This window comes from Altererythrobacter rubellus (genome assembly GCF_030284385.1).
Lineage (GTDB): Bacteria > Pseudomonadota > Alphaproteobacteria > Sphingomonadales > Sphingomonadaceae > Erythrobacter > Erythrobacter rubellus.
In genome coordinates, this window is the sequence record NZ_CP127221.1 from 190333 (window position 1) to 215750 (window position 25418).

At 58.4% G+C, this 25418-nt stretch carries 25 protein-coding genes; 17 read left to right on the plus strand and 8 right to left on the minus strand.

Annotated elements, in window-relative coordinates:
• Nucleotides 1–34: 34 nt before the first annotated feature.
• The 3 genes from QQX03_RS00910 to QQX03_RS00920 are packed head-to-tail and all read right to left on the minus strand — an operon-like array spanning nucleotide 35 to nucleotide 3899.
• On the minus strand, nucleotides 35–1300 hold the full coding sequence (locus QQX03_RS00910) for an NADH:flavin oxidoreductase/NADH oxidase family protein (protein ID WP_285976015.1): 1266 nt from the start codon (nucleotides 1298–1300) through the stop codon (nucleotides 35–37).
• Between the two features lie 5 nt (nucleotides 1301–1305).
• The gene (locus tag QQX03_RS00915) at nucleotides 1306–1710 is read right to left on the minus strand and encodes an acyl-CoA thioesterase (RefSeq protein ID WP_285976016.1); all 405 of its coding nucleotides are present in this window, start codon (nucleotides 1708–1710) and stop codon (nucleotides 1306–1308) included.
• Nucleotides 1707–3899: a S9 family peptidase gene (locus QQX03_RS00920; RefSeq protein WP_285976017.1), complete on the minus strand. Its 2193-nt coding sequence runs from the start codon at nucleotides 3897–3899 to the stop codon at nucleotides 1707–1709. Before QQX03_RS00920 ends, QQX03_RS00915 begins: the two co-directional genes overlap by 4 nt.
• Before the next feature lie 126 nt (nucleotides 3900–4025).
• On the opposite strand from QQX03_RS00920, the gene QQX03_RS00925 reads away from it, so the two are divergent.
• The 8 genes from QQX03_RS00925 (at nucleotide 4026) to QQX03_RS00960 (ending at nucleotide 11203) form a co-directional block, all read left to right on the plus strand.
• Complete coding sequence (locus QQX03_RS00925) at nucleotides 4026–5831, plus strand: aminopeptidase P family protein (protein WP_285976018.1); 1806 nt, start codon at nucleotides 4026–4028, stop codon at nucleotides 5829–5831.
• A 102-nt stretch (nucleotides 5832–5933) separates the two neighbouring features.
• Nucleotides 5934–6326 carry a VOC family protein gene (locus QQX03_RS00930; RefSeq protein WP_285976019.1) on the plus strand — a complete coding sequence of 131 codons (393 nt, stop codon included), beginning with the start codon at nucleotides 5934–5936 and terminating at the stop codon, nucleotides 6324–6326.
• Between the two features lie 225 nt (nucleotides 6327–6551).
• Nucleotides 6552–7211, plus strand: coding sequence for an EF-hand domain-containing protein (locus QQX03_RS00935; RefSeq protein WP_285976020.1), 660 nt, complete (start codon nucleotides 6552–6554; stop codon nucleotides 7209–7211).
• Nucleotides 7212–7261: 50 nt separating this feature from the next.
• On the plus strand, nucleotides 7262–9052 hold the full coding sequence (gene pabB, locus QQX03_RS00940; protein ID WP_285976021.1) for an aminodeoxychorismate synthase component I: 1791 nt from the start codon (nucleotides 7262–7264) through the stop codon (nucleotides 9050–9052).
• Nucleotides 9049–9771 (plus strand): RluA family pseudouridine synthase, encoded by a 723-nt coding sequence (locus tag QQX03_RS00945; RefSeq protein ID WP_285976022.1) that lies wholly within the window; start codon nucleotides 9049–9051, stop codon nucleotides 9769–9771. The genes pabB and QQX03_RS00945 overlap by 4 nt, the downstream gene beginning before the upstream one ends.
• The gene (gene arfB / locus QQX03_RS00950) at nucleotides 9764–10180 is read left to right on the plus strand and encodes an alternative ribosome rescue aminoacyl-tRNA hydrolase ArfB (protein ID WP_285976924.1); all 417 of its coding nucleotides are present in this window, start codon (nucleotides 9764–9766) and stop codon (nucleotides 10178–10180) included. Before QQX03_RS00945 ends, arfB begins: the two co-directional genes overlap by 8 nt.
• Nucleotides 10181–10301: 121 nt before the next feature.
• A complete protein-coding gene (gene rpmG / locus QQX03_RS00955) occupies nucleotides 10302–10469 on the plus strand; it encodes a 50S ribosomal protein L33 (RefSeq protein ID WP_010233410.1) in 168 nt (55 codons plus the stop codon).
• Between the two features lie 68 nt (nucleotides 10470–10537).
• Nucleotides 10538–11203 (plus strand): LolA family protein, encoded by a 666-nt coding sequence (locus QQX03_RS00960; RefSeq protein ID WP_285976023.1) that lies wholly within the window; start codon nucleotides 10538–10540, stop codon nucleotides 11201–11203.
• A 324-nt stretch (nucleotides 11204–11527) separates the two neighbouring features.
• On the opposite strand, the gene QQX03_RS00965 is transcribed toward QQX03_RS00960, so the two are convergent.
• Complete coding sequence (locus tag QQX03_RS00965) at nucleotides 11528–12958, minus strand: alkaline phosphatase (protein ID WP_285976024.1); 1431 nt, start codon at nucleotides 12956–12958, stop codon at nucleotides 11528–11530.
• 104 nt (nucleotides 12959–13062) lie between these two features.
• On the opposite strand from QQX03_RS00965, the gene QQX03_RS00970 reads away from it, so the two are divergent.
• The 8 genes from QQX03_RS00970 (at nucleotide 13063) to QQX03_RS01005 (ending at nucleotide 20477) form a co-directional block, all read left to right on the plus strand.
• Nucleotides 13063–13857, plus strand: a complete 795-nt coding sequence (locus QQX03_RS00970) for an exodeoxyribonuclease III (protein WP_285976025.1) — start codon at nucleotides 13063–13065, stop codon at nucleotides 13855–13857.
• A 29-nt stretch (nucleotides 13858–13886) separates the two neighbouring features.
• Nucleotides 13887–14924, plus strand: a complete 1038-nt coding sequence (ribA, locus tag QQX03_RS00975; protein ID WP_285976026.1) for a GTP cyclohydrolase II — start codon at nucleotides 13887–13889, stop codon at nucleotides 14922–14924.
• On the plus strand, nucleotides 14921–15418 hold the full coding sequence (locus QQX03_RS00980; RefSeq protein WP_285976027.1) for a GNAT family N-acetyltransferase: 498 nt from the start codon (nucleotides 14921–14923) through the stop codon (nucleotides 15416–15418). Before ribA ends, QQX03_RS00980 begins: the two co-directional genes overlap by 4 nt.
• A 106-nt stretch (nucleotides 15419–15524) precedes the next feature.
• Entirely contained in the window at nucleotides 15525–15806 is a 282-nt protein-coding gene (locus tag QQX03_RS00985) for a hypothetical protein (protein WP_285976028.1), read from the plus strand.
• Nucleotides 15807–15970: 164 nt separating this feature from the next.
• Nucleotides 15971–17149, plus strand: coding sequence for an acyl-CoA dehydrogenase family protein (locus tag QQX03_RS00990; protein WP_285976029.1), 1179 nt, complete (start codon nucleotides 15971–15973; stop codon nucleotides 17147–17149).
• The gene (locus QQX03_RS00995; RefSeq protein WP_285976030.1) at nucleotides 17149–18381 is read left to right on the plus strand and encodes a CoA transferase; all 1233 of its coding nucleotides are present in this window, start codon (nucleotides 17149–17151) and stop codon (nucleotides 18379–18381) included. Before QQX03_RS00990 ends, QQX03_RS00995 begins: the two co-directional genes overlap by 1 nt.
• Nucleotides 18378–19607: an acetyl-CoA C-acetyltransferase gene (locus tag QQX03_RS01000; RefSeq protein WP_285976031.1), complete on the plus strand. Its 1230-nt coding sequence runs from the start codon at nucleotides 18378–18380 to the stop codon at nucleotides 19605–19607. Before QQX03_RS00995 ends, QQX03_RS01000 begins: the two co-directional genes overlap by 4 nt.
• 18 nt (nucleotides 19608–19625) lie before the next feature.
• Complete coding sequence (locus tag QQX03_RS01005; RefSeq protein ID WP_285976032.1) at nucleotides 19626–20477, plus strand: HTD2 family dehydratase; 852 nt, start codon at nucleotides 19626–19628, stop codon at nucleotides 20475–20477.
• Here QQX03_RS01005 and QQX03_RS01010 read toward each other — a convergent pair.
• Entirely contained in the window at nucleotides 20474–20971 is a 498-nt protein-coding gene (locus QQX03_RS01010) for a polyphosphate kinase 2 family protein (RefSeq protein ID WP_349665856.1), read from the minus strand. The genes QQX03_RS01005 and QQX03_RS01010 overlap by 4 nt on opposite strands.
• On the opposite strand from QQX03_RS01010, the gene phhA reads away from it, so the two are divergent.
• Entirely contained in the window at nucleotides 20970–21911 is a 942-nt protein-coding gene (gene phhA / locus QQX03_RS01015) for a phenylalanine 4-monooxygenase (RefSeq protein WP_285976033.1), read from the plus strand. The two genes, QQX03_RS01010 and phhA, sit on opposite strands and share 2 nt — an antisense overlap.
• Before the next feature lie 17 nt (nucleotides 21912–21928).
• On the opposite strand, the gene QQX03_RS01020 is transcribed toward phhA, so the two are convergent.
• The 3 genes from QQX03_RS01020 to QQX03_RS01030 all read right to left on the minus strand — a co-directional run bounded on the left by QQX03_RS01020 (nucleotide 21929) and on the right by QQX03_RS01030 (nucleotide 25342).
• The gene (locus QQX03_RS01020; protein ID WP_285976034.1) at nucleotides 21929–22183 is read right to left on the minus strand and encodes a GlsB/YeaQ/YmgE family stress response membrane protein; all 255 of its coding nucleotides are present in this window, start codon (nucleotides 22181–22183) and stop codon (nucleotides 21929–21931) included.
• Nucleotides 22184–22254: 71 nt separating this feature from the next.
• The gene (locus QQX03_RS01025) at nucleotides 22255–23112 is read right to left on the minus strand and encodes an undecaprenyl-diphosphate phosphatase (RefSeq protein WP_285976035.1); all 858 of its coding nucleotides are present in this window, start codon (nucleotides 23110–23112) and stop codon (nucleotides 22255–22257) included.
• Between the two features lie 82 nt (nucleotides 23113–23194).
• On the minus strand, nucleotides 23195–25342 hold the full coding sequence (locus QQX03_RS01030) for a M13 family metallopeptidase (protein WP_285976036.1): 2148 nt from the start codon (nucleotides 25340–25342) through the stop codon (nucleotides 23195–23197).
• Between the last annotated feature and the right edge of the window lie 76 nt (nucleotides 25343–25418).

A 25418-nucleotide genomic window follows, 5' to 3' on the forward strand; every position in this document is an offset into this window, starting at 1 on the left:
AATCAAACAGGATTACTTATGCACAGAAGATTGGTCAGTTCGCCCGCCACTTGCGGTAGCCCTTGGCGCGCTTTGCCGCGCGATATTGATCGGCCACTAGCGCGATAACAGCTGAACCGCCATCACCCGGCGGCTTGTTTTTGGCCATTTTCTCAAGCTGTTGCTTGGTCAGCGCCATAGTCGCGAGGCCATTGAGGGTGGCATCCTTGAAGCCGGCTTGCGGAAGCGAAACGTTGGCATTCGTTCCTTCACGCCAATGCTTTGGCAGATCCGGATCGCTGGCCAGCGCACGCGCAATGCCCAGCAATTGTACGCCAAAGCCCGTTTCATCCTTCGCCAGCGCGGCTTCAGCAACTTCCATCTTCGTGATGCCGCCTGTCACCATGATCGGCATATCGGCGACTTTCGCGATCTGACGGGCGAAATCGATAAAGTAGGTCTCGCGCGCGGCCGTTGAAGAACTTGGGGTTGAGCCTTCCTGCGGATTGCCTTGCATCGCGGGGCTCTCATAGCTGCCGCCTGACAGCTCGACAAAATCGAGCCCGTGACCATTAAGCCATTCCAACACTTGCCTTGCGTCTTCGAATTCGAAGCCACCGCGCTGAAAGTCAGCCGAGTTAAGCTTGAGGCCCACACCGAAGCTGAGCTTCACACGCTGACGCACCGCTTCAACAATCCGCAACAGGAAGCGCGCGCGATTTTCAAGGCTGCCACCCCATTCATCATCGCGCTTATTGGTGAGCGGCGAGAGGAACTGGCTGATAAGATAGCCATGCGCACCGTGGATCTGGACACCATCAAAGCCTGCTTGTTCGGCCAACTCCGCAGTGTCTGCAAAACGCGTGATGATCGCTTCGATCTCGCCCACTTCGAGCCTGCGGACGGGTGCGAAGAGTGATGAGAACTTGCCAAGGTTGAGCTCCACACCAGAGGGCGAAACGGCAGTCTCTCCCAAGCTCTTGTAAAGCTGGCGTCCCGGATGACTGATCTGGAGCCAGAATTGCCCACCAAAGGATTGGCCGATCTCTGCCCATTTCTTGAACGGCGCCAACTCAGTGCCTTTCTGCAGCACCACACCGCCTGGACCGGTCAGCGCGCTAGGGTCAACCATAACATTGCCGGACAGGAGCAAGCCTGTGCCGCCCTTCGCCCATTGGCGGTAAAGCGCGAACAGCTTCTCCCCCGGGTATTGCCCCGGCTGCACGGCCATATTTTCTTCCATCGCAGCCTTGCAGATGCGGTTGGGTAGCGTGCTGCCATTGGGCAACGTCAATGGTGCAAACAATGGGCTCTTGGTCATGCGGCTTATTCCCCCGATAGCTGAAAGGGCGCTATCACTTCAGGGCGAACGCGCACAAGCCGCTGTGTTTTGCGGTCGAGCATGGCCCAGGTGGTGCGCGCAGAGACGATCACCTTGCCCGCCGCGTTGCGGAAGTCGACCCGGCGATCAGATTTCGCGCCTTTGGCAGGCCCGTCGATCCACGTATCTCCGGTCACACTTTCGCCCGCTGCGATATTGCCGCGGTAATCGATCTCGTGCCGGATCACGACCCAGAAGAATTGCGCATTGTCTTCCGGCCGCGCGGCTGCATCCCAATGCGCGGTGGCGATATCCTGAACCCAGCCGACCCAGACGGTATTGTTGACATGCCCGAGCTCGTCAATGTGCTCGGGCAACGCCGTGAACTTTCTGGTGAAGCTAGTGGTCAATCTGCCCCCTCGGCTTCGGTCATGCCCATCTGCCACAGGATAAAGGCGTATTCTTCCGCGACCTCATAGACCGAATTCCAACGGCCCGACTTACCGCCATGCCCAGCGCCCATATTAGTCTTCATGAGCAGCTCTTTGTTGTCAGTCTTTACATCGCGCAATTTGGCGACCCATTTGGCTGGCTCCCAATAGGTCACACGTGGATCGTTAAGACCGGCGGTAACGAGCAGCGGCGGATAGTCTTGCGCGCTCACCTGATCATAGGGCGAGTAGCTGAGGATGTAAGCGAAGGCCTCTTTGCTGGTCAGAGGATTGCCCCATTCCTGCCATTCGCCCGGTGTCAGCGGCAGGCTTTCATCAAGCATGGTGTTGAGCACGTCGACAAACGGCACATGGCTGACCACTGCGCCATATTGCGACGGGTCTTGGTTGATGACCGCCCCCATCAGCTCGCCGCCGGCCGAACCGCCTGATGCGGTGACTTTACCTTCGCTCGTATAGCCCAGCTCAATCAGCCCGCGCCCCGCATCGACAAAGTCGTTGAAGGTGTTGCGCCGCTCGAACATCTTGCCTTGCAGATACCAGCGGCGGCCCAGATCATCGCCGCCGCGAATATGCGCGATGGCATAGGCAAAACCGCGGTCGACCAGGCTCAGGCGCGTGGTAGAGAAACCCGGCGGTACCGCGTAGCCATAGGCGCCATAGGCATAGAGGTGCAGCGGTCCGGCTTTTTCTTCCAAAATCTCTTCGCGATCCTTACGCATCACGATGCTGACCGGAACCTTTGTACCGTCACGTGCAGTGATTTCGACCCGCTCGGTCGTATAGAGCGAGGCATCGTAGCCCGACGGGATTTCCTGCTGCTTCAACAGCTCCAGCTCGCCCGATGCTAGATGATAGTCATAGACCGAACCCGGGGTGATCATGCTTTCGTAAGAAAGGCGCAACTTGCTGACATCGTATTCGGGATTATTCGAAAGGCCGGTGTCGTAGCTGGCTTCAGGAAAATCGATCGATTTCATGTCGGACGCGTCGGCATAACTGCGGATCTGCACCTGATCGAGCCCGTTCAGGCGCCCTTCGGTAACGTAGAAATCCTTGAACAGCTCGAAACCGGTCAGGTAAAACTCGTCCGAGCCTGCAATCACCGTTTCCCATTCACCGGGGGTCTTCAGCGAGGCCTTGGCCAGGCGGAAGTTGATGTGATTATCATTCGTCCAGATGAAGATCTCTCCATCCCGCACATCGATAGAATATTCGACGCCTTTCTGGCGTGGCTTGATCAGAATCTGCTCGCCGGTAGGGTCGTCAGCACGCACCAGCCGTACTTCGCTCGTCTCATTGTCGCCCGTGGCAATGATCAGCCAGTCATCCTGCGCGGTAAGACCAGCCCCCACACCGAAGCTCTGGTCGTCCTCTTTGTAAAGCGTCACATCGCTTTCCACCGGCGTGCCGATCACATGCAGCTTGGCCTCCAGCGTGCGCCATTCCTCGGTCGATGGTCCGTAAACCAGCGCCGTGTCATTCGCGACCCAGGTCAGCCCGCCACGCAGATTGGTGAGCTCGTCATCCAGCAGCTCACCCGTCTGCAAATCCTTGATCCGTGCAGTGTAGCGTTCCGATCCATTGGTGTCGGTCGAATAGGCAAGGAAACGCCCGTTCTTGCTGACCGATGCAGCGCCAAGGCGGAAATACTCATGCCCCTCTGCAAGCTCATTTTCATCAATGATAAGCACCGGATCACCGCCAGCAGCGGGTTTGCGATAGTGCTTGCGATATTGCGCGCCTTCTTCAAACTCGGACCAATAGATCCAGTCCCCATCCTTTTGCGGGACAGTGCTGTCGTCTTCCTTGATCCGCGCCTTCATCTCTTCGAACAGCGTGTCGGTCAGCGCCTTCTGCGGCGCCATACGCGTTTCGAACCAGGCGTTTTCAGCCTTCACATAATCGAGCACGTCTTCGTCATCGATCGTGGGGTATGATTGGTCTTTCAGCCAGTGATACGGATCGCTGACGGTAATTCCGTGGTGGGTAAAGCTATGCTCGCGCTTTTCGGCGATCGGGGGGGAGGTTGGTGCCTCACTTGTCACGTTAGTTGATTCCTCTTGATTGGCAGCATGGGCAGCGGCGAGCGGCGAAATCGCCAGACAAGCTGCGAGCGCGCCATGTGCAATGCGCGTTAAACTCATTGGGCATCCTTCTGTGCGAACCCAGCGCGGGTGGAATACCGCGCGCTGAAAGACTATGTGGTGAGTCGTTTAGAGATTAGCGCTCATGCCGCAAGCCTGAAGCGCTCAACACGCAGGATCGATCATATGTTGATGCAAACCCACGAAGCGCGTCTCGACGCGTTGAAGCAGGAATTGAAACGTCGCGAACTGGACGGGTTCATCATACCCATTTCGGATGAGCATATGAGCGAATATGTCGGTGCCTATGCACAGCGGCTTGAATGGCTGACCGGATTTGGCGGCAGCGCAGGCAGCGCTGCGGTGCTGCTAAACACAGCCGCGATCTTTGTTGACGGCCGCTATACCGTGCAAGTGCGCGATCAAGTGGACGAAAAACTGTTTGAATACCGCTCTGTGCCCAAGGATACGATTGGCGGATGGATCGCCGACCATGCCGGCCAAGGCGCGAAGATCGGTTACGATGCATGGCTGCATAGCAGGGCGTGGGTAAATACGGTTTCAGCGCAAGCGGCCAAAGTGGGCGCAGAACTGGTACCTGTCGACGGCAACCCGCTTGACGCCGTGTGGCAGGACCAGCCCGAGCCATCCGATGCGGTGGCAATGATCCAGACAGACGAGCACACTGGGCGCTCCTCGGCTGAAAAGCGCGCGGAGATCGCAGATTGGCTCAAGGCCGAAGGTCACGATGCAGCGGTCATCTCCGCGCTCGATTCGGTGGCGTGGCTGTTGAATATCCGCGGCTCAGACATCGCGCATACGCCAGTCGCGCTAAGCTATGTCGTTGCACATGCCGATGGGACTGCAGAATTGTTCATCGGTTCCGAGAAAGTCACGCCGGAGCTGTCACAGCACTTGGGCAATGCGGTGACGATCCGTGAACGCGGCACCTTTGCAGACGCGCTTGGAACAATGGCAGGGAAGAAGGTCGCGGTTGATCCCAATTATGCCGTGGCCGGGATTGCTCAGGCGCTGGAGGCAGGTGGCGCAACCGTGAGCTTTGAGCGCGACCCCACCATTCTGCCGCGCGCGATCAAAAATCCGGTCGAACAACAAGGTCACCGCGACGCGCAGGCCCGCGACGGCGTCGCTGTAAGCCGTTTCCTGCGCTGGATCGAGGAAACCGCGCCGTCGGGCGAAGTCGACGAGCTGGCCGCCGCGGCAAAACTGCTCGAATTCCGCCGCGAGCTGGGCAACCTCAAAGACATCAGCTTCGACACCATCTCTGCCGCTGCCGGTCACGCCGCGCTGCCGCATTACAAGGTCGATGAAGACAGCAATATTCCGATCCCGCCCAGCTCAATCTTCCTGTGCGATTCAGGTGGGCAATATCCGGCGGGCACAACCGATATCACGCGCACTGTTTGGGTTGGCCCTGGCGAACCAACAACAGAGATGAAAGACCGCTTCACGCGCGTTCTCAAGGGCCACATCCAGATTGATCGCGCCATTTTCCCGCAAGGCACCTGCGGGGGTCAGCTGGATGCCTTTGCCCGGCAATATCTCTGGGAGGCAGGCGTCGATTACGCGCATGGTACTGGCCATGGCGTAGGTAGTTTCCTGTCAGTCCATGAAGGGCCACAGCGCATCGCCAAGCTTGGCGGCGGTCAACCCGGAGCGGACGAGGAACTGTTCGCAGGCATGATCCTGTCGAACGAACCTGGCTATTACAAAGCGGGCGAATTTGGCATCCGGATCGAGAATCTGATCCTGACCGTACAACAGGATATCGAAGGCGCAGAGGGCGAGTATCTGGGGTTCGAATGCCTGACCTTTGTGCCGATCGACCGTACACTGGTTGAAGAGACCCTCCTGACCGCTGACGAGATCAATTGGTGGAATGATTATCATGCCAAGGTCTGGGATATCTTGAGCCCGCAGATGGATGGCGAGGACTTGGCCTGGCTGGAAAAGCATTGCGCTCCGCTTTGATAGGCGGAAATCCTTAGGTCGGCTTGTGGAACTGCAAATGTTCTTGTAATGTTCTTACATTGCGGGTCGCGAAATTTGTGACTCATGACGGGAGAGTATGTGATGATCGGTTATGTAACGCTGGGCACGAACGATCTGCCGCGCGCCGCCAAATTCTATGACGCTATCGCCGCTGAAATGGGCGTCGGACGGATGATGGACTTCGATACTTTTATTGCCTGGGGCGCATGGGATGGCGGTGCAGGCATAGCCGCGACCAAACCGTTCGATGGCAAGGAAGCGACCGTCGGCAACGGCACGATGGTGGCCATCGAAGCCAAGGACAAGGATCAGGTCCATCGACTGTATGACATTGCAATGGTACACGGTGGAACCGATGAAGGCGCGCCGGGCCCACGCGGTGAACCGGATGAGAACGGCAAGGTGTTCTATGCCGGATATTTCCGTGACCCAGACGGCAACAAGCTCAACGCTTTCCTTATGGCAGACGCCTGAGGCATATTTCGCGCAAATGAACAGAGGTCTGAAGGTGATACAATCTGCGACAATTTGCCTCTAAACTGGCATACTCCTGCGACACAGCGCCGCGAGATAAGTGTTCAAGAGTTGCAGAAAGCGGACCGTTTGCATTCCCCTGTGCAAGCAAGGCCCCCTCCCTCTCAAAATGTGGTTAGGTTCGTTTTCTGCAGCTCGCACGACACATTCATAGGAGCAAACACAATGCGTAAACTCACACTCACCCTTTCAGCCGCCGCTCTTGCCATTGGCGCTTCTGGCGCGGCCTTCGCTGACCATCATGGCGGCAAGCGCGGACCCGATGCCAATGGCGATGGCAATGTGACACTTGAAGAAGCGCGCACTCACAGCGCGAAGATGTTCGAACGCGCCGATGCCGATGGCAATGGCGTGATTGATCGGGCAGACCGCGCTGCAAAGCAGGCAGAGCGCTTTGCCAAAATGGATGCAAACGGCGACGGCGAAGTCACGCAGGCTGAAATGCAGGTCGCGCGCGAAGCACGACAGAGCCGACGCCAGGAACGCCGTGGTGATCGCGCAGAACGCATGTTCGCCCGCGCAGACACCGATGGCAGCGGCGGTCTTAGCCAGGAAGAGATGTCTGCAGCCCGCGAAGCGATGCGCGCTCGGGCAGGAGAACGCGGTGGTCGCGAAGCGCGACAAGGCCGCGGTGGTCCTTCGCGGATGATGGCTATGCTACGCCGCGCAGATACCAATGGCGACGAAGCTGTGACGCGCGAGGAATTCGATGCGGCTATAGAGACGCGTTTTAACAGTGCAGATAAAGATGGCTCTGGCACGATTTCATCTGCAGAGCGCAAGGCAGCGCGCGAAGCGATGCGCGAGCAGCGCAGCGGACCCTAGGTGGTCAAGTACTCGACTTGTGCACGCGATTGGCTAAGGCTGCACTGGCAATGGGACAGCGCACACCCTTTATCCTGCTTGATGACGCGCGCCGGGACGGCGCAGCATCTGCGCATCTGTTTACCGATCCACGCCAGATTTTCATTGCGATGCGCGGCGAAGAGGTGGCGGATGTGTTGACCGCAGCCGATACCGCACGACTAGCCAGCGGCGGAACATTGGCGGGCTATATCGCTTACGAAGCGGGCCTGGCGATGGAGCCCAAACTTTCGCCCTTGGTGGATGCACGCAGCGGTGCGGCAGGCCCGCTAGTCTGGCTCGGCCTGTTTGACAGCGAGCAAGAAATTGCCGCGCAAGACGTTCCACAATGGCTCGCTTCGCAGTCTGAAGGCACAGGGACGCTGGGGCCGATGGAACCGCAGCTTTCGACCGGCGGCTATGCGGCAGCATTCGCCCGGCTTCAGGACGCGATCCACGCAGGTGACATTTACCAGGTCAACCTGACCTATCAGCTCGCCGGATCCTATCGCGGCGATCCGGTTGCGCTCTATTCACAGCTGCGCCCGGCTGCCGAGGCCGGCTATGGCGGATTGCTGTTCGATGGCTCGCACTGGCTGCTCAGCCTCTCACCCGAATTGTTCGCTTCGCTCAAGGGCAATGCGGCAAAAGTCAAGCCGATGAAGGGCACGCGCCCTCGTGACGACACGGCCGAAGCCGATCAAGCATTGGCGGACGAATTGGCTAAGTCAGTCAAGGACAAGGCCGAGAACCTCATGATCGTTGACTTGATGCGCAATGATCTTAGCCGTGTGGCCGAAGCTGGCAGCGTGCGCGTTGAGGCACCGTTCACCGTCGAGAGCTATCCAACGGTGCATCAAATGGTTTCCAGCGTGCATGCCAAACTGCAAGAAGGCAAAACTGCGGTCGATCTGGTCCGCGCCATCTTTCCCTGCGGTTCCATCACCGGCGCGCCCAAGATTCGCGCGATGGAGCTGATCAATGAGAGAGAGCGCGATGCGCGCGGACCCTATTGCGGGGCGATCGGACGGATCGGGCCTGATGGCGATACCGCATTCAATGTCGCGATTCGCACGCTCCGCTTGACGCCGGAAGAGAACAATCGAGGGCGCGCGGTCATGGGCGTAGGCTCTGCGATTGTTGCAGACAGCGAAGCCATGGCTGAACGGCGCGAATGCGAAGTGAAGGCAGGCTTTGCGCGCCGCCTGAGCGATTGCGATTTGATCGAGACAATGCTGTTCGATCCGGAAAGCGGTATCGGCTTGCTCGAACTGCATCTGGAACGGATCAAGGCTTCAGCGCAGGCTTTGGGCTTTTCTTTCGACCGGCATGCCGCGCGCAACCAGATTCAGGCGCTGTGCTTTGATCTGGAAACGCGCAGCAAGGTGCGGCTGCTGGCATCGCGGCGCGGAGAGTTGGCGCTGGAGGCGGGGCCTGTACCAAGCGCCAGTGATACACCGCTGCGATGTATCGCGCTGCCTCTGCCGGTGGATCCCAGCGATTGGCGCTTGCGGCACAAGACAACCGATCGCGGGTTCTACGAGGAGGCGCTGGCCGCCGCAAAGGCCGCAGGCGCGAAGGAAGCGCTGCTCGTTCATCCCGAAGGCTTCGTTACCGAAGGCAGCTTCACCAATATCTTTGTTGAGCGCGACGGAGTATGGCTCACTCCCCCGGATTCGCTTGGCCTGCTGCCCGGCGTATTGCGCCGCTCGCTGATTGACAGCGGCAAGGCGCGCGAAGAACATCTGATCTTGGAAGATCTCGAAAATGGCTTTTTGCTCGGCAACGCCGTGCGCGGGCTGATGAAAGCTGAATTGATATGAATATCGAAATACTCTTCGAAGACGGCGAAGCGCTGGTGATCAACAAACCTGCGGGTTTGCCAGTGGACCGCCCCAAGCGCGGCGGCCCCGCTTTGTGGGACCATATCGAGCAGTTGAAGCTGGGATTTCAGCGCCCGCCAGTTGCCGTTCACCGGCTCGATACCGATACCAGCGGCTGCCTGATTCTTGCGCGCAATCCGAAGGCGCTGAAGCGCTTTAACAGGGCGTTCGAGGACCGTCTTGTTGGCAAAACATATCTGGCAGTGATGGATTTTGAACCGTCCGAACAATCCGGCACGATCGAACTTAACCTCTCCAAGATCAGCTCGGCTGAGAAGGGCTGGCGGATGATTGCCGCGAAGAAAGGCAAACCGGCGATCTCGCATTGGGAATTGCTCCAGACTATCGGTGAAGAAGACCGAAAGCGGTCGTTGATCCGCTTCCGCCCCGAGACCGGGCGCACGCACCAATTGCGGGTTCACGCCTTGCAAGGGCTGGGCGTTCCACTGCTGGGCGATCCCGTTTACGGGCCCGTGCGCGGGCAAAACAAAGGCGCGCCCCGCACCATGCTGCACGCAGAGGCGATCCATATGACACGCCCAGGCAAGGATCCGATTACCGCCTACGCTCCATTTCCGGAAGACTTCGTTCGGGCGGGTCTCACCGCCCCTGAGCCTCCGCCTCCGCCAGAACGCACGCACGTGTCAGATGATGGATGATGATCTTCTCGCCCGCGCGCATGCTCTGGCAGAGGAAAGTTTCCTCGCTGGCAGCGGGCCGGGAGGGCAGAACGCCAATAAGGTAGCGACCGAGGTCCAGCTGCGGGTGAATATCTACAAATTGGGTCTGCCGCCGGCTGTTTTTGCGCGGTTGAAAGAAATCGCCAAAAGCAAGCTCATCGCGTCAGGCGACCTTTTGATTACAGCACGCGAACATCGTACCCAGGAAGCAAATCGCACCGCGGCGCGCGAGAAGCTCGAGCAATTGCTCACCAAAGCGCATGAGCGCCCCAAGCCGCGCGCCAAAAGCCGCGTCAATCGCGTGGGCAAGGTCCAGCGGCTGAAAGCCAAGAAAGCCCGTGGCGATGTGAAGGCGAAAAGAGGTAAAGTCAGTCGCTCTGATTGGTGAGTCGTGCTTGACTTTTGCCCCAGAATCACCCAATGGCGCGCCTCTGGATGGCGGTGCTGCTCGCGCCGCCTGTATTTTTTCGGCTGAACATCAGCCCTTTTGCAAGTTTTAGGATACCGTCATGGCGAAGCCAGCAACCGTCAAGATCAAGCTCGTCTCGACTGCAGACACGGGCTTCTATTACGTGACGAAAAAGAACCCGCGTAACATCACTGAAAAGATGACTTTCCGTAAATATGACCCGGTTGTGCGCAAGCATGTCGAGTTCAAGGAAGCCAAGATCAAGTGATCTTGCTGAACGGCTGAACGCAATCAAGTTCAGTGACAGTTAAACGCCGCGTGATTAGAAAGCGCAGCATGAGCATCTTTGCATTTCTTTCCAAACGCCCGCTGCACGTTGCGCTGGCGAGTGCTGCCTTATGCGCAATCCCCGCATCTATCGCGACGACCGCGCCCGCCATCGCGCAATCCGAAGCGGGCGATCTGAACCGCGCTGTCAGCGCGCTTCGCCAAATCGCCACACTAAAGGCAGACTTCTCACAAACTGACCGAATGGGGCAGACTGCCGACGGTGTTCTGACACTAAAGCGTGGCGGAAAGATCCGGTTCGACTATGGCGAAGATCAGGATTTGCTGGTCATATCCAACGGTCGGTCGCTCTACCTCGTCGATTATGAAGTGAATCAGGTTCAGCGCTGGCCGATCCGCAATTCGCCGCTGGGTGCCTTGCTTGATCCGGAGCGGGATATCTCCCGTTATGGCAAGCTGGTTCAGACCGGGAATCCTGACGTGATCAGCATTGAGGTGCGCGACCCCAAACGCCCCGAATTCGGCATGATCAATATGATCTTTGTGCGCGATGTGACCGCGCCGGGCGGGCTGGAGCTCAACACCTGGGTTGCGCTCGATGCGCAGAACAATCGCACGACGGTTCGGCTAAGGAATCACCGCTATGGCGTGTCTGTTCCCGACAGTACGTTCCAGTTCCGCGATCCGCGTAGCTCGTCTCGTCGCCCACGATAAACGCTTCGGCGTTGCAAGGTTGTAAGAACACGACAGAGCGCTGTGCGTCATTCATTTAGCCGAAAGCTGAGAAAGGGTAGTTTCTTCTTGTGAACCGGTCGAAGGCGGGTTTCCCCCCCTGTTGCCTCAACCTTCATCGAAGTGCGGTTCATCCAAGCGTGACGAACGCTAACTAGGAACCCTCGTGCCAATGCCCCCGGCGCGAGGGTTTTTGTTTGGCATCCTGTTTTTTCCGCACTCGCCTCGGCGTACGCAATTTCCTCCCGGCCTTGCGGGCTACCTGCGGGTAGCCCAATCCAGCTCGTGCAAGATCACCTTGATCTCTTAGTCATCCCAGCCAAGCGCCTTGACGATGATGTTATAGATCGCATTCTGCTCGATCACGCCGCGAACACGATCAGCGCCAGGACCATTGCCATAGAGCGCCACATCTTCGCCGCCATGGGTTTCACTGCTGGTCGGGATCGCGGCCTGTTGGTGCGCATGAACGCCGGTTTCAGGCATCGGACGCTCTGCCATATTGGCAATTGCACCGGGACCATTCTGGTAACCCAGCGTGGTGTATGGCTTACCATCGGTCGCGGTGGTCGCCTCTGCCAGTTCGGCACTCCCTTCAGGAGCGACAACCAACCCCAGAATGTCATTTCCACGGCGCGGATAGCCCGACATTGTGAAGACGTGGCTGTGATCTGCGGTTACCAGAATCAATGTTTCAGCAGGATCGGTGTTTTCGATTGCGTATTGGATTGCGTTAGCGAACTCGACTGCTTCTTCCAATGCATAGCCAGCTTGCCCGGCATGGTGACCGTGATCGATCCGGCCCGATTCGACCATCAGATAAAAGCCTTCGGGATCATCTTGAAGCCGCGTGATCGCCTGCTGCGTCATCTCGGTTAGTGTCGGTTCAGTCGAATCGTCGGTGCGGTCGACCGTGTAAGTCATGTGACTGGGCGAAAAGAGCCCTAACACAGGCTTGTCTGCTGGTGCAGCAGCCAATTCAGCTGCTGTAGAAACAAAGGTGCCGCCTGTACGTGCCGTCCAATCTGCAGGCAGGTTCGCATCCGCATTTAGCCGCCTCCCGCCGGAGTCTGCGCCAAAGAATGCCGCCGTCCCGCCGCCCAGGGCGACGTCGAATGTGCTGTTCACAAGCTGCGCCGCGATATCATCGCAGCCCTTGCCGCGTTGATCCTCGGGTATCCACGCATCTGCCTCCCAGCCGCGATCCGGGGTGCGCGAATAAACGCTGGCTGGGGTCGCATGGGTAATGCGCGCGGTGGAAACGATCCCCAGGGCCAGCCCGCGCGCTGTTGCTTGCTCTCCTAGAATTGGGAGCGAGTTGGCCAGCCCGCTTTCGCAATCGCCAGCGGTGACATCGGGGCCAACCCCCAGAACACCGATCTTGGTCTTGACGCCAGTGTGCATCGCGCTTGCCGTGCCGGCACTATCGGGCACCTGCGCGTTGCTGTTATAGGTTTTTACGAGCGCAACATTCTCGAAAATCTCGAACGGCAGGACATATTCCTCGCCGCTCTGCCCGTTCTTCTGGCCGGCATAGATCCGCGCGGCTGTGACCGTCGAAACTCCCATACCGTCACCGATGAACAGGATGACGTTCTTGGCCTTGGGCTCGGTCGCCGCGGCTGGCATTGCCGATGCGCTGGCAATCTCGCTCTGCCCATATCCAGCAGGTGAGCATGCAGCCAACGGAAAGGCCATTGCAGCTGCAAGTGAAAGCGCGCTGCGCGAAGTCGTCATAGGGTATCTCCTTCTCTCGGGACCACCGCTATCGCTATTCTTTGTGACGGGAAAGCTAAAGGTGTGCTGGACCCAAAAGAATACGCACCCTAAGTGCTGTCCCCATGGTTTCTATCGCGACTTGGAATATCAATTCGGTGCGGCTGCGGCTGCCGATTGTCGAACGGTTTCTGAAAGAGGAAGCACCCGATGTGCTGTGCTTGCAGGAAATCAAATGTCAGGAGCACCAGTTTCCTGCGCAAGCGCTGGCTGATGCGGGCTACAAATATCAGGCGATCCATGGCCAGAAGGGATATCATGGTGTCGCAACGATCAGCCGCATTCCATTAAAGGAATTCAGCCGCCATGACTGGCAGGCCAATGGCGAAGCTCGGCATGTCGGGGTCGAATTGCTCGGCCCGGGCAAGGGCATGGTGCTTGAAAACGTCTATGTCCCGGCCGGCGGAGACGAGCCGGACCGCGAAAAGAACGCCAAATTTGGGCAGAAGCTCGACTTTCTGGGCCGCATGATCGGCTGGGCGGACAAGATCGATCGCCCAACCATGATCGTGGGCGATTTCAACATTGCGCCACTCGAAAGCGATGTTTGGAATCACAAGCAGTTGCTCAAGGTTGTCAGCCATACTCCTGTTGAAGTCGACACGCTCGAGCAGTTCAAACAAGCCCATGGCTGGGTCGATCTGGGACGTGAGTTTATCCGCGATCCTGAACGCTATTTCAGCTGGTGGAGCTATCGTTCCAAGGATTGGAAAGTGAATGATCGCGGGCGGCGGCTCGATCACATGTGGGCGAGCCCCGAACTTGCCGCGCAAGCCATTGGCCACCGTCTACGCGAAGACGCGCGCGACTGGGAGAAGCCAAGCGATCATATCCCGCTGATCACGGAGTTTGCGCTCTGAGTGTAGGTTCTCCCTCGCCCTCTCGCCGCGTGGCGCAAGCGGTGGACGCGCTGCGCCATGGCTGGCCGATTGCGTTTGATAGGGGGCCTGTTTTCTTGCCAGCCGAGACTGCGATTACGACCGGCGCGACGTCGGAGAAGATGCTGATTTCTGCGGCCCGCGCGCTCACCTTAAAACTTGCGAACCAGCGCGAGGCGGCAGTTCCTAACGCACCCGTTCTGATCCGCAGCGGTGAGCCGTTTGCCTTGAGCGAAGCACGCGCAGTGGCAGACCCGGCGCTTGACCTGAAGCACCCGTTCAAAGGGCCCTACAAAGCCGAGGCGTTGGAGTGGCGCGAGGTTGCCGAGGTGGCGCTGGAGCTTGCCCGGATTGCAGGAATCCTGCCTGCCTTTCTGGTCGATCCGACCGATCCGGGCGAAACAGTGCCGGTTGCAGCGAGTGATTTGTCGGAATGGAGCGAGGGCAGGCAATTGAACATCGCGACCCGCGCCAGATTGCCGGTCGCGGCTTGCGACACAGCTGAGATTGTGGCCTTTCGAAGTGCAGACGATACCCGCGAGCATGTCGCACTGATCATCGGGGATCAGCGCGGAGACAAGGCTCCGCTCATCCGCCTACATTCGGAGTGCCTGACCGGCGATATATTGGGCAGCCTGAAGTGCGATTGCGGCCCGCAATTGGACGCAGCGCTAGCGGCCATGGCTGATGTCGCCATCGAAGGCGGTTGGGGCGCTTTGCTATATATGCGTCAGGAGGGGCGCGGTATCGGCCTGATCAACAAACTGCGCGCTTACCGCTTGCAGGATCAAGGGTTCGACACTGTCGAAGCCAACGAGCGGCTTGGCTTGCCCGATGAATCGCGCGATTTCGCTACCGCTGCGCGCATGCTCGATCTACTCGGCGCGCGGAGGATCCGGCTGATGACGAACAATCCCAAGAAAGTCGCCGCGCTTGAGGCGGCAGGCATCACAGTGAACGAACGGGTACCGCATCAACTGCCTGATAATCCGTACAATGCGCGCTATCTCGCCACAAAGCGCGACAAGTCAGGGCATCTCCTCGAATGAGCATCGCCTGCCGCCCGGAAGAGCTGGACGACCGGCGCCCGATCTTCAAGCTCACCAAAGCCGCATTCAAAGACATGCCCTTCAGTGATGGTGACGAGCAAGAGCTGGTGGACCGGCTGCGCAAAGACGGCGACCTGGCGTTATCTTTAGTCGCAGAAACGCCTGAAGGCATTATCGGCCATATCGCGTTTTCCCCTGTTACGATCAGCGATGGCACTAAAAACTGGTACGGCTTGGGGCCAGTCTCTGTTTGGCCCGAGTTGCAGGGCAAGGGTGTCGGCAGCGCACTGATTAATCACGGGATTACGCAGATGCGCGCAATGTGCGCGAAAGGGATCGTGCTATTGGGAAGCCCTGAATACTATTCACGCTTTGGCTTCAAATCAGACCCGTCGCTTGCCTATCCCGGTCCACCGGCGGAGTATTTTCAATATCTTACCCTCGTCGGTGTACGACCAACGGGTACAGTCAAATTCGCCCCCGGATTTGAATGATCAATCGCTCCACTCGTCGCAGTTCTTGAAAGATTTTACACATTGCGCCCTTGGCGCTTGTATCTAGACCGCGCTAAGAAGCGGTTAAATTCAGGAGAAAGTACCAATGAAGAAGTTTGCATACACCCTACTGGCCGGCGCTGGAGCGTTGACATTGGCAGCTTGCGGGGGCGCAGACGATGCGTCGATCGAAGCAGAAGCCGACACGGTCGAAATGCCGGCAGACGCCGCGCTTGAAGGCGTGGAAGAACAGGCTGTTGAAGATACAGGTGCGGCAGACGAACCCGCTGCGGTCACCGAGGAAACTGCAACCGAAGCGGCTGATGCAGCCGCGGATGTCGCAGCAGCAGCCGAAGCGGCCGCAGCTGAGCTAGGCGTCGAAGAGTAACAGGCCAAGCGCGGCTTTTTGCCAGATTGCAAAGCGGACGGGTTGCCATCGGGCGATTCGTCCGCTTTTGCTTTTAGGCGAGAGAAAGCCTGCCACATTGAGCAGGCGACATGGGGCTCGCTGAAACCGATTGAACGAGCTGCAAAGAGAGGACGCTAGAACCGATGTCGCAATCCGGAATGGACCCAGAAACCTTCGAACAGTTCATCGAGCAGCTGGACCGCTATGTGCGGGAGCGGCTGATCCCGGCGGAAAGGGACGTGATCGAGAACGATCGCCTGCCCGATGATATCGTTGAAGAGATGAAGGAGATGGGTCTGTTCGGGCTGACAGTGCCGGAAGAATATGGCGGCGCAGGCCTGAATACCACGCAATATGCGCGTACGGTGCGATCGATGAGCTATGCCGCGCCTGCGTTCCGCTCAATCTTCTCGATCAACGTCGGCATGTTCAATTCCGCGATCAAGAATGGCGCGACCGAAGAGCAGAAAGCCGAATGGTGGCCGCGCGTCGCCGCGGGTGAAATCGCCTGTTTCGGCCTAACGGAACCAGGCTCCGGCAGCGACAGTGCGGCAATGCAGACTTTCGCCAAACCCGACCCAAGCGGCAATGGCTGGGTGCTCAATGGCACCAAGCGATACATCACCAACGCCCCGCATGCGAATGTCGCGCTGATCATGGCGCGCACCGAGAAAGAGGCATTGCCCAAGAACGCGCATGTCAGCGCTTTCATCGTGCCGATGGATACGCCGGGCATATCCACCGGCAGCCCTGACAAGAAGATGGGCCAGTCAGGCGCGCATATCTCCGATGTCATCCTGGATGATGTGCATGTGCCGGGCGAAGCGCTGCTTGGCGGAGAGACCGGCAAGGGTTTTCGCTTTGCCATGATGAGCCTCGACAATGGCCGTATTTCGGTAGGCGCGGCCAGCACCGGCTATGCCCGTCGTGCGCTCGACAGTGCGCTGCGCTATGCCAATGAGCGCAAGGCCTTTGGTGAGCCGATCGCAAACTTCCAGCTGATCCAGCAGATGCTCGCCGAAAGCGAGACTGAAATCTACGCCGCGGAGGCCATGATGGAAGATGTCACCGCGCGCGCTGACCGTGGAGAGAACATTCTCGTCAAGGCTGCCGCGTTCAAGGTATTCGCATCCGAGACGTGCGGCCGCGTGGTTGACCGCGTTGTGCAGATCTACGGCGGCGCAGGTTATTTGGCCGAATACGATGCAGAGCGTTTCTTCCGCGACGCGCGCATCTACCGCATTTACGAAGGTACCACACAAATCCTGCAGCTCCAGATCGCCAAGCACATGCTCAGGGATTGGGCGGCGGTACACGGCTGATGTACAACCTTTTAGACGACCTCTCCCTCATCGAAGTCTCAAGCTTCGTCGCGTCACCGACCATCGGGCTCTATTGCGCGCAAATGGGCGCCGAGGTGATCCGGGTTGACCACAAGGCAGGCGGGCTCGACTACGATCGATACATGCTAACAAAGGAAGGCCGCAGCTTAAGCTGGGAGAATCTCAACCGCGCCAAGAAATCGGTCGCGCTGGATTTGCGCAGTGGCGAAGGACGCGAGCTTTGCGTCGAGCTGGCACGCAAAACCGGGCAATGCGTTACCAATCTGCCCGAGAAGAGCTTCCTTAGCCATGCGGCTTTGTCCGAAGGGGGGGGCGATATGGTCAGCGTGCGCATCATGGGCTGGCACGACGGGCGGCAGGCGATGGACTTCACAGTCAACGCTGCAAGCGGATACCCGCTGATGTGCGGACCGGAAGATTGGGACATGGCCACAGCGCCCCCGGTCAACCAGGTTCTGCCCGCGTGGGATTTCATCACCGGGGCCTATGGCGCCTTTGCCCTGCTCGCCGCATTGCGCCACCGCGACGCGAGCGGCGAAGGCAGCGAAGTGCGTATCCCGCTGGGAGATGTCGCTATCGGCACCATGGCAAACAGCGGATCGATGGCAGAAATGCTTTATCGCGGGGCGGATCGCGAGAGACTCGGCAATGCGATCTGGGGTGCGTTCGGGCGCGATTTCAGGAGCCTGGACAACCAACGCTTCATGGTCGCGGCGCTCACGCCCAAGCAGTGGCACGGGCTGGTAGCCGCCTTTGGCCTCACCGAAGAGATCGCTGCACTAGAAGCAGAATTGGGCGTCCGCTTCGCCGACGGAGACCGCCCCCGCTTCGAACACCGCCACCGGCTGTTCGACCTGTTCCAGCAGGCGGCAGGGCAGCACGATTACAATGATCTTGCCGCACGGATGAGCGAACATGGCTGCACATTCGAGCGTTACCGTACCATGCACGAAGCCGCGAACGACCCGCAGTTGGTGGCCAAAAACCCGCTGTTCGGACCGTCGCCCGCAAACCCGTCAGGCTTCAAATATCCCGCCACGCGCAGCTTTGCGAACATGCCTGAGAAACAGGTCGGCGACCCTGCACCTGCACCATATCTCGGCCAACACAGTGAAGAGGTTTTGGCCGAGCGACTTGGCCTATCCTCTGGAGCGATTGGCAAGCTGATCGATGCAGGCACGGTAGCTCTTTCAGACAAGGAAACACGATGACCAAGAGACGCGCCGCTATTGTTTCACCTTTGCGCACGCCGGTAGGCAAATTCCTCGGCAAGCTCGCCCCATTGGACGCCGGCAAGCTGGGTGCGGTTATCCTGAAGGCGTTGATCGAACGCAGCGGCATTGATCCGGCGCGGGTCGACGATGTTGTCTTCAGTCAGGGCTATGGCAATGCCGAAGCGCCCGCGATTGGCCACTGGAGCTGGCTGGCCGCGGGACTGCCGATCGAAGTTCCCGGTTTCCAGCTGGACCGCCGCTGCGGCTCTGGCGTGCAAGCGGTCGCGACCGCAGCGATGATGGTGGAAACAGGCATGGCCGATGTCGTCGTCGCAGGCGGCTGTGAAAGCATGTCAAACGTCGAACATTACACGACTGACCTTCGTGGCGGCGTGCGGATGGGTGATATGACACTGCATGACCGGCTGAGCCGTGGGCGTTTGATGAGCCAGCCGATCGAGCGGTTCGGGATCATCACTGGGATGATCGAAACGGCAGAGAATCTGGCCAAAGACTACAAGATCACCCGCGAAGAAGCGGACGCCTTTGCTGTCCGCTCTCACCAGAACGCCACCAAGGCGTGGGAAGAGGGCAAATTTACCGATCATCTCGTGCCGGTTGAAGTGCCACAGCAGCGCAAGGATCCTTTCGTCTTCGATCACGATGAAGGCTATCGCGCCGACGCGAGCATGGAAACGCTTGGATCATTGCGCGCGATTGATCTGAAGCGAGATCCTGAAGCCATCGTCACAGCAGGCAATGCCAGCCAGCAAAACGATGCAGCGGCTGCTTGTCTTGTTGTGGCGGAAGACAAGCTTGAGGAAATGGGGCTCACCCCTTCGCTGTGGTTCCATGGCTGGGCGGCGGCAGGCTGTGACCCTTCGCGCATGGGTATCGGCCCTGTCCCTGCGGTCGAGCGGTTATTCGCGCGCGCCGGCATGGGCTGGGATGACATCGGCCTGGTCGAGCTTAACGAGGCCTTCGCACCGCAAGTGCTGGCCGTGCTGAAAGGCTGGGGCTGGTCGGATGATGACAGCCGCCGAGACATCCTGAATGTAAATGGTTCGGGGATTTCGCTGGGCCACCCGATTGGCGCAACCGGCGGGCGTATTCTGGCTGACATGGCAGCGGAGATGCATCGACGCGAAGTTCGCTTCGGGCTGGAAACAATGTGCATCGGCGGCGGTCAAGGAATCGCGGCGATATTCGAACGCGCGGCGTGATCGTGATAGGATGCACGCATGACTGAGTGGGACAATTGGATCGGACGCGAGCAGGTCCAGCGTGATACGCTCGACAATGCGCTCGCCAATCGGTGGTTCGCGACCTTTAACCTTGATGCATCTCCAATTGGCATGATGCCGCAGGGCATTCATCTGTGCCTTTGCACGCCCGAGGCGCCCCAAACTGCGCTGGGCAAAGATGGCCATCCAAAGCGCGACGAAAGCGACCAGAGCTTTTTCCCGCCGATCCCGCTGCCGCGCCGGATGTGGGCTGCGAGCGAAATCGAGTTTCTAGAACCAATTCCCATTGGCGCGGACATCGAGCGGACCAGTCGAATTGCTTCGATTGCCGAGAAAGAAGGTAAAAGCGGCAAATTGGGGTTCGTAGACGTCGAGCATGTTACCAAGGCCAATGGCGTCATTGCGGTGCGCGATAAGCAGACACTGGTCTACCGCGATGCGGTGGCGGGGGATGCTCCGCTTAGCCCGCCCGAGCCGTCGAGTGCTGCATTCGATGCCGCCTCATGGGATCAGCATCAGCAGATCACACCCGATCCGCGGTTATTGTTCCGTTTCTCTGCGCTGACATTCAACACGCATCGGATTCACTATGATCTGCCTTATGCGCGCGATGTTGAGCGCTACCGCGGTTTGGTAGTGCACGGGCCGCTGATGGCAAGTCTGCTGCTGCAAATGGCCGTGAAAGTGCTGGGCGAGAACAAGCTCAAGACCTTCAATTTCCGCGCCGTCAGCCCGGCAATTGCGGACGAGCCGCTGCATATGGCGATACGCAAGTCAGGTGACGGCTACGAGCTCGGCACTTTTGCGAGCGACGGCAGGCAATGCGTAAAAGCGTCGGCTACCGCCTAATCTTCTATATCCACCGGATAGTCGGCGATGGGATCTAGCATTGAATAGCTTTCCCGCTGCGGTTCACGGCCCAGCTCGGGAAACTCCAATGGCGGCGGGTCTATATGCGTATCTGGCAAGCGGTTCAGTAAGTCGCGCACCAATGTCAGCCGCCCAAGCTTCTGGTCATTGAAATCCACCAACGTCCAGGGCGCCCACTCAGTGTGCGTTGCTTGCAGCATCGCTTCGCGCGCTTGCGTGTATGCGTCGTATTTGTCGCGCGCCGCGAGATCGATGGGCGAGAGTTTCCAGCGCTTGAGCGGATCCTCCAGCCGTTCGCGCAGCCGCTCTTCCTGATTCACTTGATCAGTCGTCAGCCAGTATTTGAACAGTAAGATACCATCATCCTCTAATGGCTCAAGCAGCTCTTCATATTGCTTGCGTTTAAGCCTCTCCAAGCGCACCTCCTGTTTGCACAGCCCGCTTGGGCGTGGTATAGTTACAACTGAAACTATGCCTACACTCGCAGAACCACAGCAGGATTATTCGACCCTGCCCGATTTGCCGGCGGATGTCTTTACCGCGCCGCTGAAAAAGCCCTCGCATGTGGGCGATGACTGGTTGGAGCCAGCGCAGACGGAATATACCTCAGAAGATCACCAGGTTTGGGATGACCTCTTTGCGCGCCAAATGGATGTATTGCCCGGCAGAGCGGCAACGGCGTTCATGGCGGGCCTTGAGAAGCTGGACCTCGGCCGCGGCGGCGTGCCGGAATTCGGCAAAATGTCAGAAGAGTTGAACGCGCTCACAGGCTGGAGCGTTGTGCCTGTACCGATGCTGATCCCTGATCACGTGTTCTTCTGGCATCTGGCCAATCGCCGTTTCCCGGCTGGCAATTTCATCCGCACACGCGAGACATTCGACTACATTCAGGAACCTGACGTATTCCACGACGTCTTCGGGCATGTGCCCATGCTGACCGACCCGGTTTTCGCGGATTATATGCAGGAATATGGCCGCGCCGGGTGGAAGGCGATGCGCTACAATCACCTCAAGGCGCTGGGCGCGCTCTATTGGTACTCGGTCGAGTTCGGCCTGATCGAAGAAGCGCCCGATGACATCCGCGCCTATGGAGCCGGCATCCTGTCAGGCCCGACGGAAGCCGTTTTCTCTGTCGAAGCGGAAAGCCCCAACCGGATCATGCTGAATGTCGATCGCGTCATGCGGACTGACTATGTGATCAGCGATCTTCAGCCGACGTACTTCGTGATCGAAAGCTTTGAAGATCTCTATCGCCAGACTGTCGAGCGTGATTTTGACCGGCTCTATCGCAGCCTCGGGCCCAGCTTCACTTATGCCAATACTGCGGTGATCGATGTCGACAATGTGGTGCATCGCGGCAGTCAGGAATATTTGCTGCGCGGTGGGCGCGGTTCAGGCGCCAAACCAGTTTGATGTGAAGAATCAGCCTCTCAGGCGGAGGTTCGGTCGAGCATGAGCTTGCTGATCGCGACCAGCACAACTGCCCCAACTATCGATGCGCCCAACGCTGTCCAGCTGAGGCCGCCGAGAAACGCCCAATTGTTCGCGAACAGGCCGGAAATCAGCGCGCCAACCAGTCCGAAGCCGATGTCGCGCCGGATACCCGGCACGTTTTCGGTGCGCGTCAGGATCGCGGCAAGCCAGCCGATAAGCGATCCGATAAAGATGAAGCACAATAGGGACATAGGTTCCAAGCGTGTCTAAAATCTGAGTTCCTCTACTCCTGTAACATCGCGGAGGGATAAAGGTTCCAAGATCAGAAAATCGCCAGCAACGCCGCACCAAGCAAGACGCGGTACACCACAAAGACCATCATCGAGGCTTTCTTGAGGAAATTCATCAGAAAAGCCATTGTTGCGAAAGCCGCAATAAAGGTGAAAATTCCGGCCCAGAGCGCGTCCCAGGCAAGATTCGCCCCTGCTTCGAAAATCTCCGGCACGATCAAAACCCCGGCGCCTGCGACTGCCGGGATCGACAGCAAGAACGAGAACCGCGCAGCCTCGACACGCTGATATCCAAGGAACCGGGCCGCGGTCATGGTTACGCCTGAGCGGCTTGTGCCGGGAATGATCGCCAGTGCCTGTGCGAGGCCGACGATCAAGCCATCGCGCCAGCTCATATCTTCGAAAACTTTGACTTCCTTGCCGACCTTGTCCGCAATGCCAAGCAGCACCCCGTAAAGGATAAGGTTCACCGCGATCAGATCGACAAAGCGGATCGAATTCATCAGATCGCCATCGACAATCTCGATACCGAACACGTTTTCCGCAATCCCGTTGAACGCGCCCATCTTGATCGAAAGCCCGAATAGAACCGCGGGGATCGTGCCAACCACGATCCACCAGAACAGGCGCCGCTCTGCCGGCGCATTGGCCGCGGAGGAGCCAAAACCGACACTGGCGAAACCGCCGCGCGCCAAAACCACTACGTCTTTGAAAAAATAGACGATGATCGCCAGCAAAGAGCCAACATGCACCGCGACATCGATCAGCGGGCCTTGGTCGGGCAAATCCGTAAGATATGGGATCAGGATCAAATGCCCTGACGATGAAATCGGCAGGAACTCAGTAACCCCCTGAACGATCGCAATTAGAAGCTGCTGAAACAGTGTCATGCCTTGCGCCTAAGAGCCAAAGGGCAGAACAAGTCAAGCGACCTGCCCTGCCCATTTGCGATTTTGCGTTTGCGGTGCCTGCTTACCAGATGCGGATGCGTTCTTCCGGCGGCAGGTAGAGATCATGCTCTTCCGTCACGTTGAACGCTTCGTACCAGGCATCCAGGTGACGCACAGCGTTGTTCAAGCGGAACGTACCGGGAGGGTGGTTCGCTGTCATCACGCGGTTGCGCAGGCTTTCCTCGCGCTCCATCCCGCGCCAGATTTGGGCAAAGCCCAGGAAGAACCGCTGATCGCCGGTCAATCCGTCAATCACAGGAGCTTCCTCGCCGCCCAGCGAAATGCGGTAGGCGCGATAGGCCATTTGCAATCCAACCACATCGCCTAGCGTCTCTCCCATGGATTGTGGGCCGCGCAGGCAGACTGGACCTTCGGGGCTATCAACCGGGCAATAGGCTTCGATGAATTCTGCCATGCGGGCCGTGAATTGCTCGAAACCTTCGCGATCTACGTCCTGCCACCAGTTCCGCAGCTTGCCTTTTGCATCATATTGAGAGCCCTGGTCGTCATAACCATGACCAATCTCGTGGCCGATAACAGCGCCGATGCCGCCGTAATTGACCGCCGGATCGGCATTGCCACCAAAGAATGGCGGCTGCAGGATCGCGGCAGGGAACACGATACGGTTGGTGAGCGGCGAATAATACGCATTCACCGTTTGCGGCAGCATGCCCCATTCGGTCGGGTCAACCGGCTTGTCCAAATCCTTCAGCGAGTCTGCGCGCGCCCATGCGATGGTGTTTATCCGGTTGGCGAGCGGGTCGTCCGCTGTGATGTCCAAACCTTCGTAGGTTTCGAATTCATCAGGATAGCCAACCATCGGCACGAAGCCTTTGAGCTTCTCGGTGGCCTGCTCGATCGTTGCTTCGGTCATCCACTCGTTTTCTTCGAGCGCCTTGCCCATCGCCAGCTTGAGATTGCCAACCAGTGTTTCCATCCGCGCCTTGCTTTCAGGCGGGAAGAAGCGCGCCACATACAGCGTGCCTAGCTGCTCACCCAGCTGCCCCTCAACTGCATCAATCGCGCGTTTCCAACGTGGGCGCTGCTCAGTGCGTCCACCAATTGTCTTGCCGAAGAATTCGAAATTGGCATTGTCGAGTTCGCTCGAGAGAACCGACGCATTTCCTGACAGGAACTGCGCCGCCATATAGGCTTTGATTGTGGCCAGCGGCGTCTCTGTCAGCAGTTGCATCATCGCGGGCAAACCGCCGCCAATCATCCCCAGCTGCTCGCTGGTCAGGCTGTATTCCGCGATTTCATCTTCGGTCGGCGGGATTTGCGGCACTAGATAACGCGCCTTTCCGTCAAACTTGCCAGCAGAAATCACGGTCTCGATCGGAAATCCACCAGAGAGCGCCTTCAACTCATCAAGGGTCAGCTCGTTATAGGTAAGGTTGGGCATGCGGAAAATTTGCCGCGCCCACTCCAGCTTTGCGACCTTGTGCTCAAAAGCATAGACCGCTTCGGCCGCAGCGGCCGGGTCCTGATAGCCAGCAGCATCAAGCAGCTTGGTCAGATACCCCTTATAGGCGCCGCGGATTTCGAGATTGCTCTCTGAATCGACCAGATAATAGTCGCGGTCGGGCAGTCCCATGCCGTCAAAACCGATTGAGACCGCGTGATCGGTCGGGTTGCGCGAGTCGACGGTTACGCCTGCACTCACCAGCGCCGGATAGCCGGGTGTCTCAAACAGCTCCGCTAGGCGGGCTAGGTCAGGTGCTGTGAAAATCTCGTTGAGATAAGGTTGTGCCGGGGCAAGGCCGCTTGCATCAATTGCGTCCATTTCGAGATAGGCATTGTAGGCATCGACGATCCGGCGCGCAGTCGTACCAGGCTCAGGTTTCGATGCGACAAGATCCGCAATCAGCGCCTCGACATCGGCAACCGACTTCTCACGCAGCATGTCAAACGCGCCATAGCGCTGGCGGTCGCCCGGGATCTCGTTATTCGCAACCCACAGTCCGTTCACATAAGCGTCGAAGTCATCGCCCGGTGCGCGCGTCTGATCAATCGTGTCCAGTCCAACACCCCAGGTACCGAAATCCATGGTCGGCGAAGACGGCACTTCTGCAGTAGTTTCTGTTTCGGTTGTAGTCTCGTCAGCCAGCGCCGGTGCGGCGATGACAAGCGCGATTGCGCTGGTGCCTGTGGCAAGCAATTGCCTAATCATAAATGCGTCCCCAAGATTGACGTTTCTCGGCGTGATCTCGCCGAATTCCATTGCAACGCCTTAAACGGAATTTCGC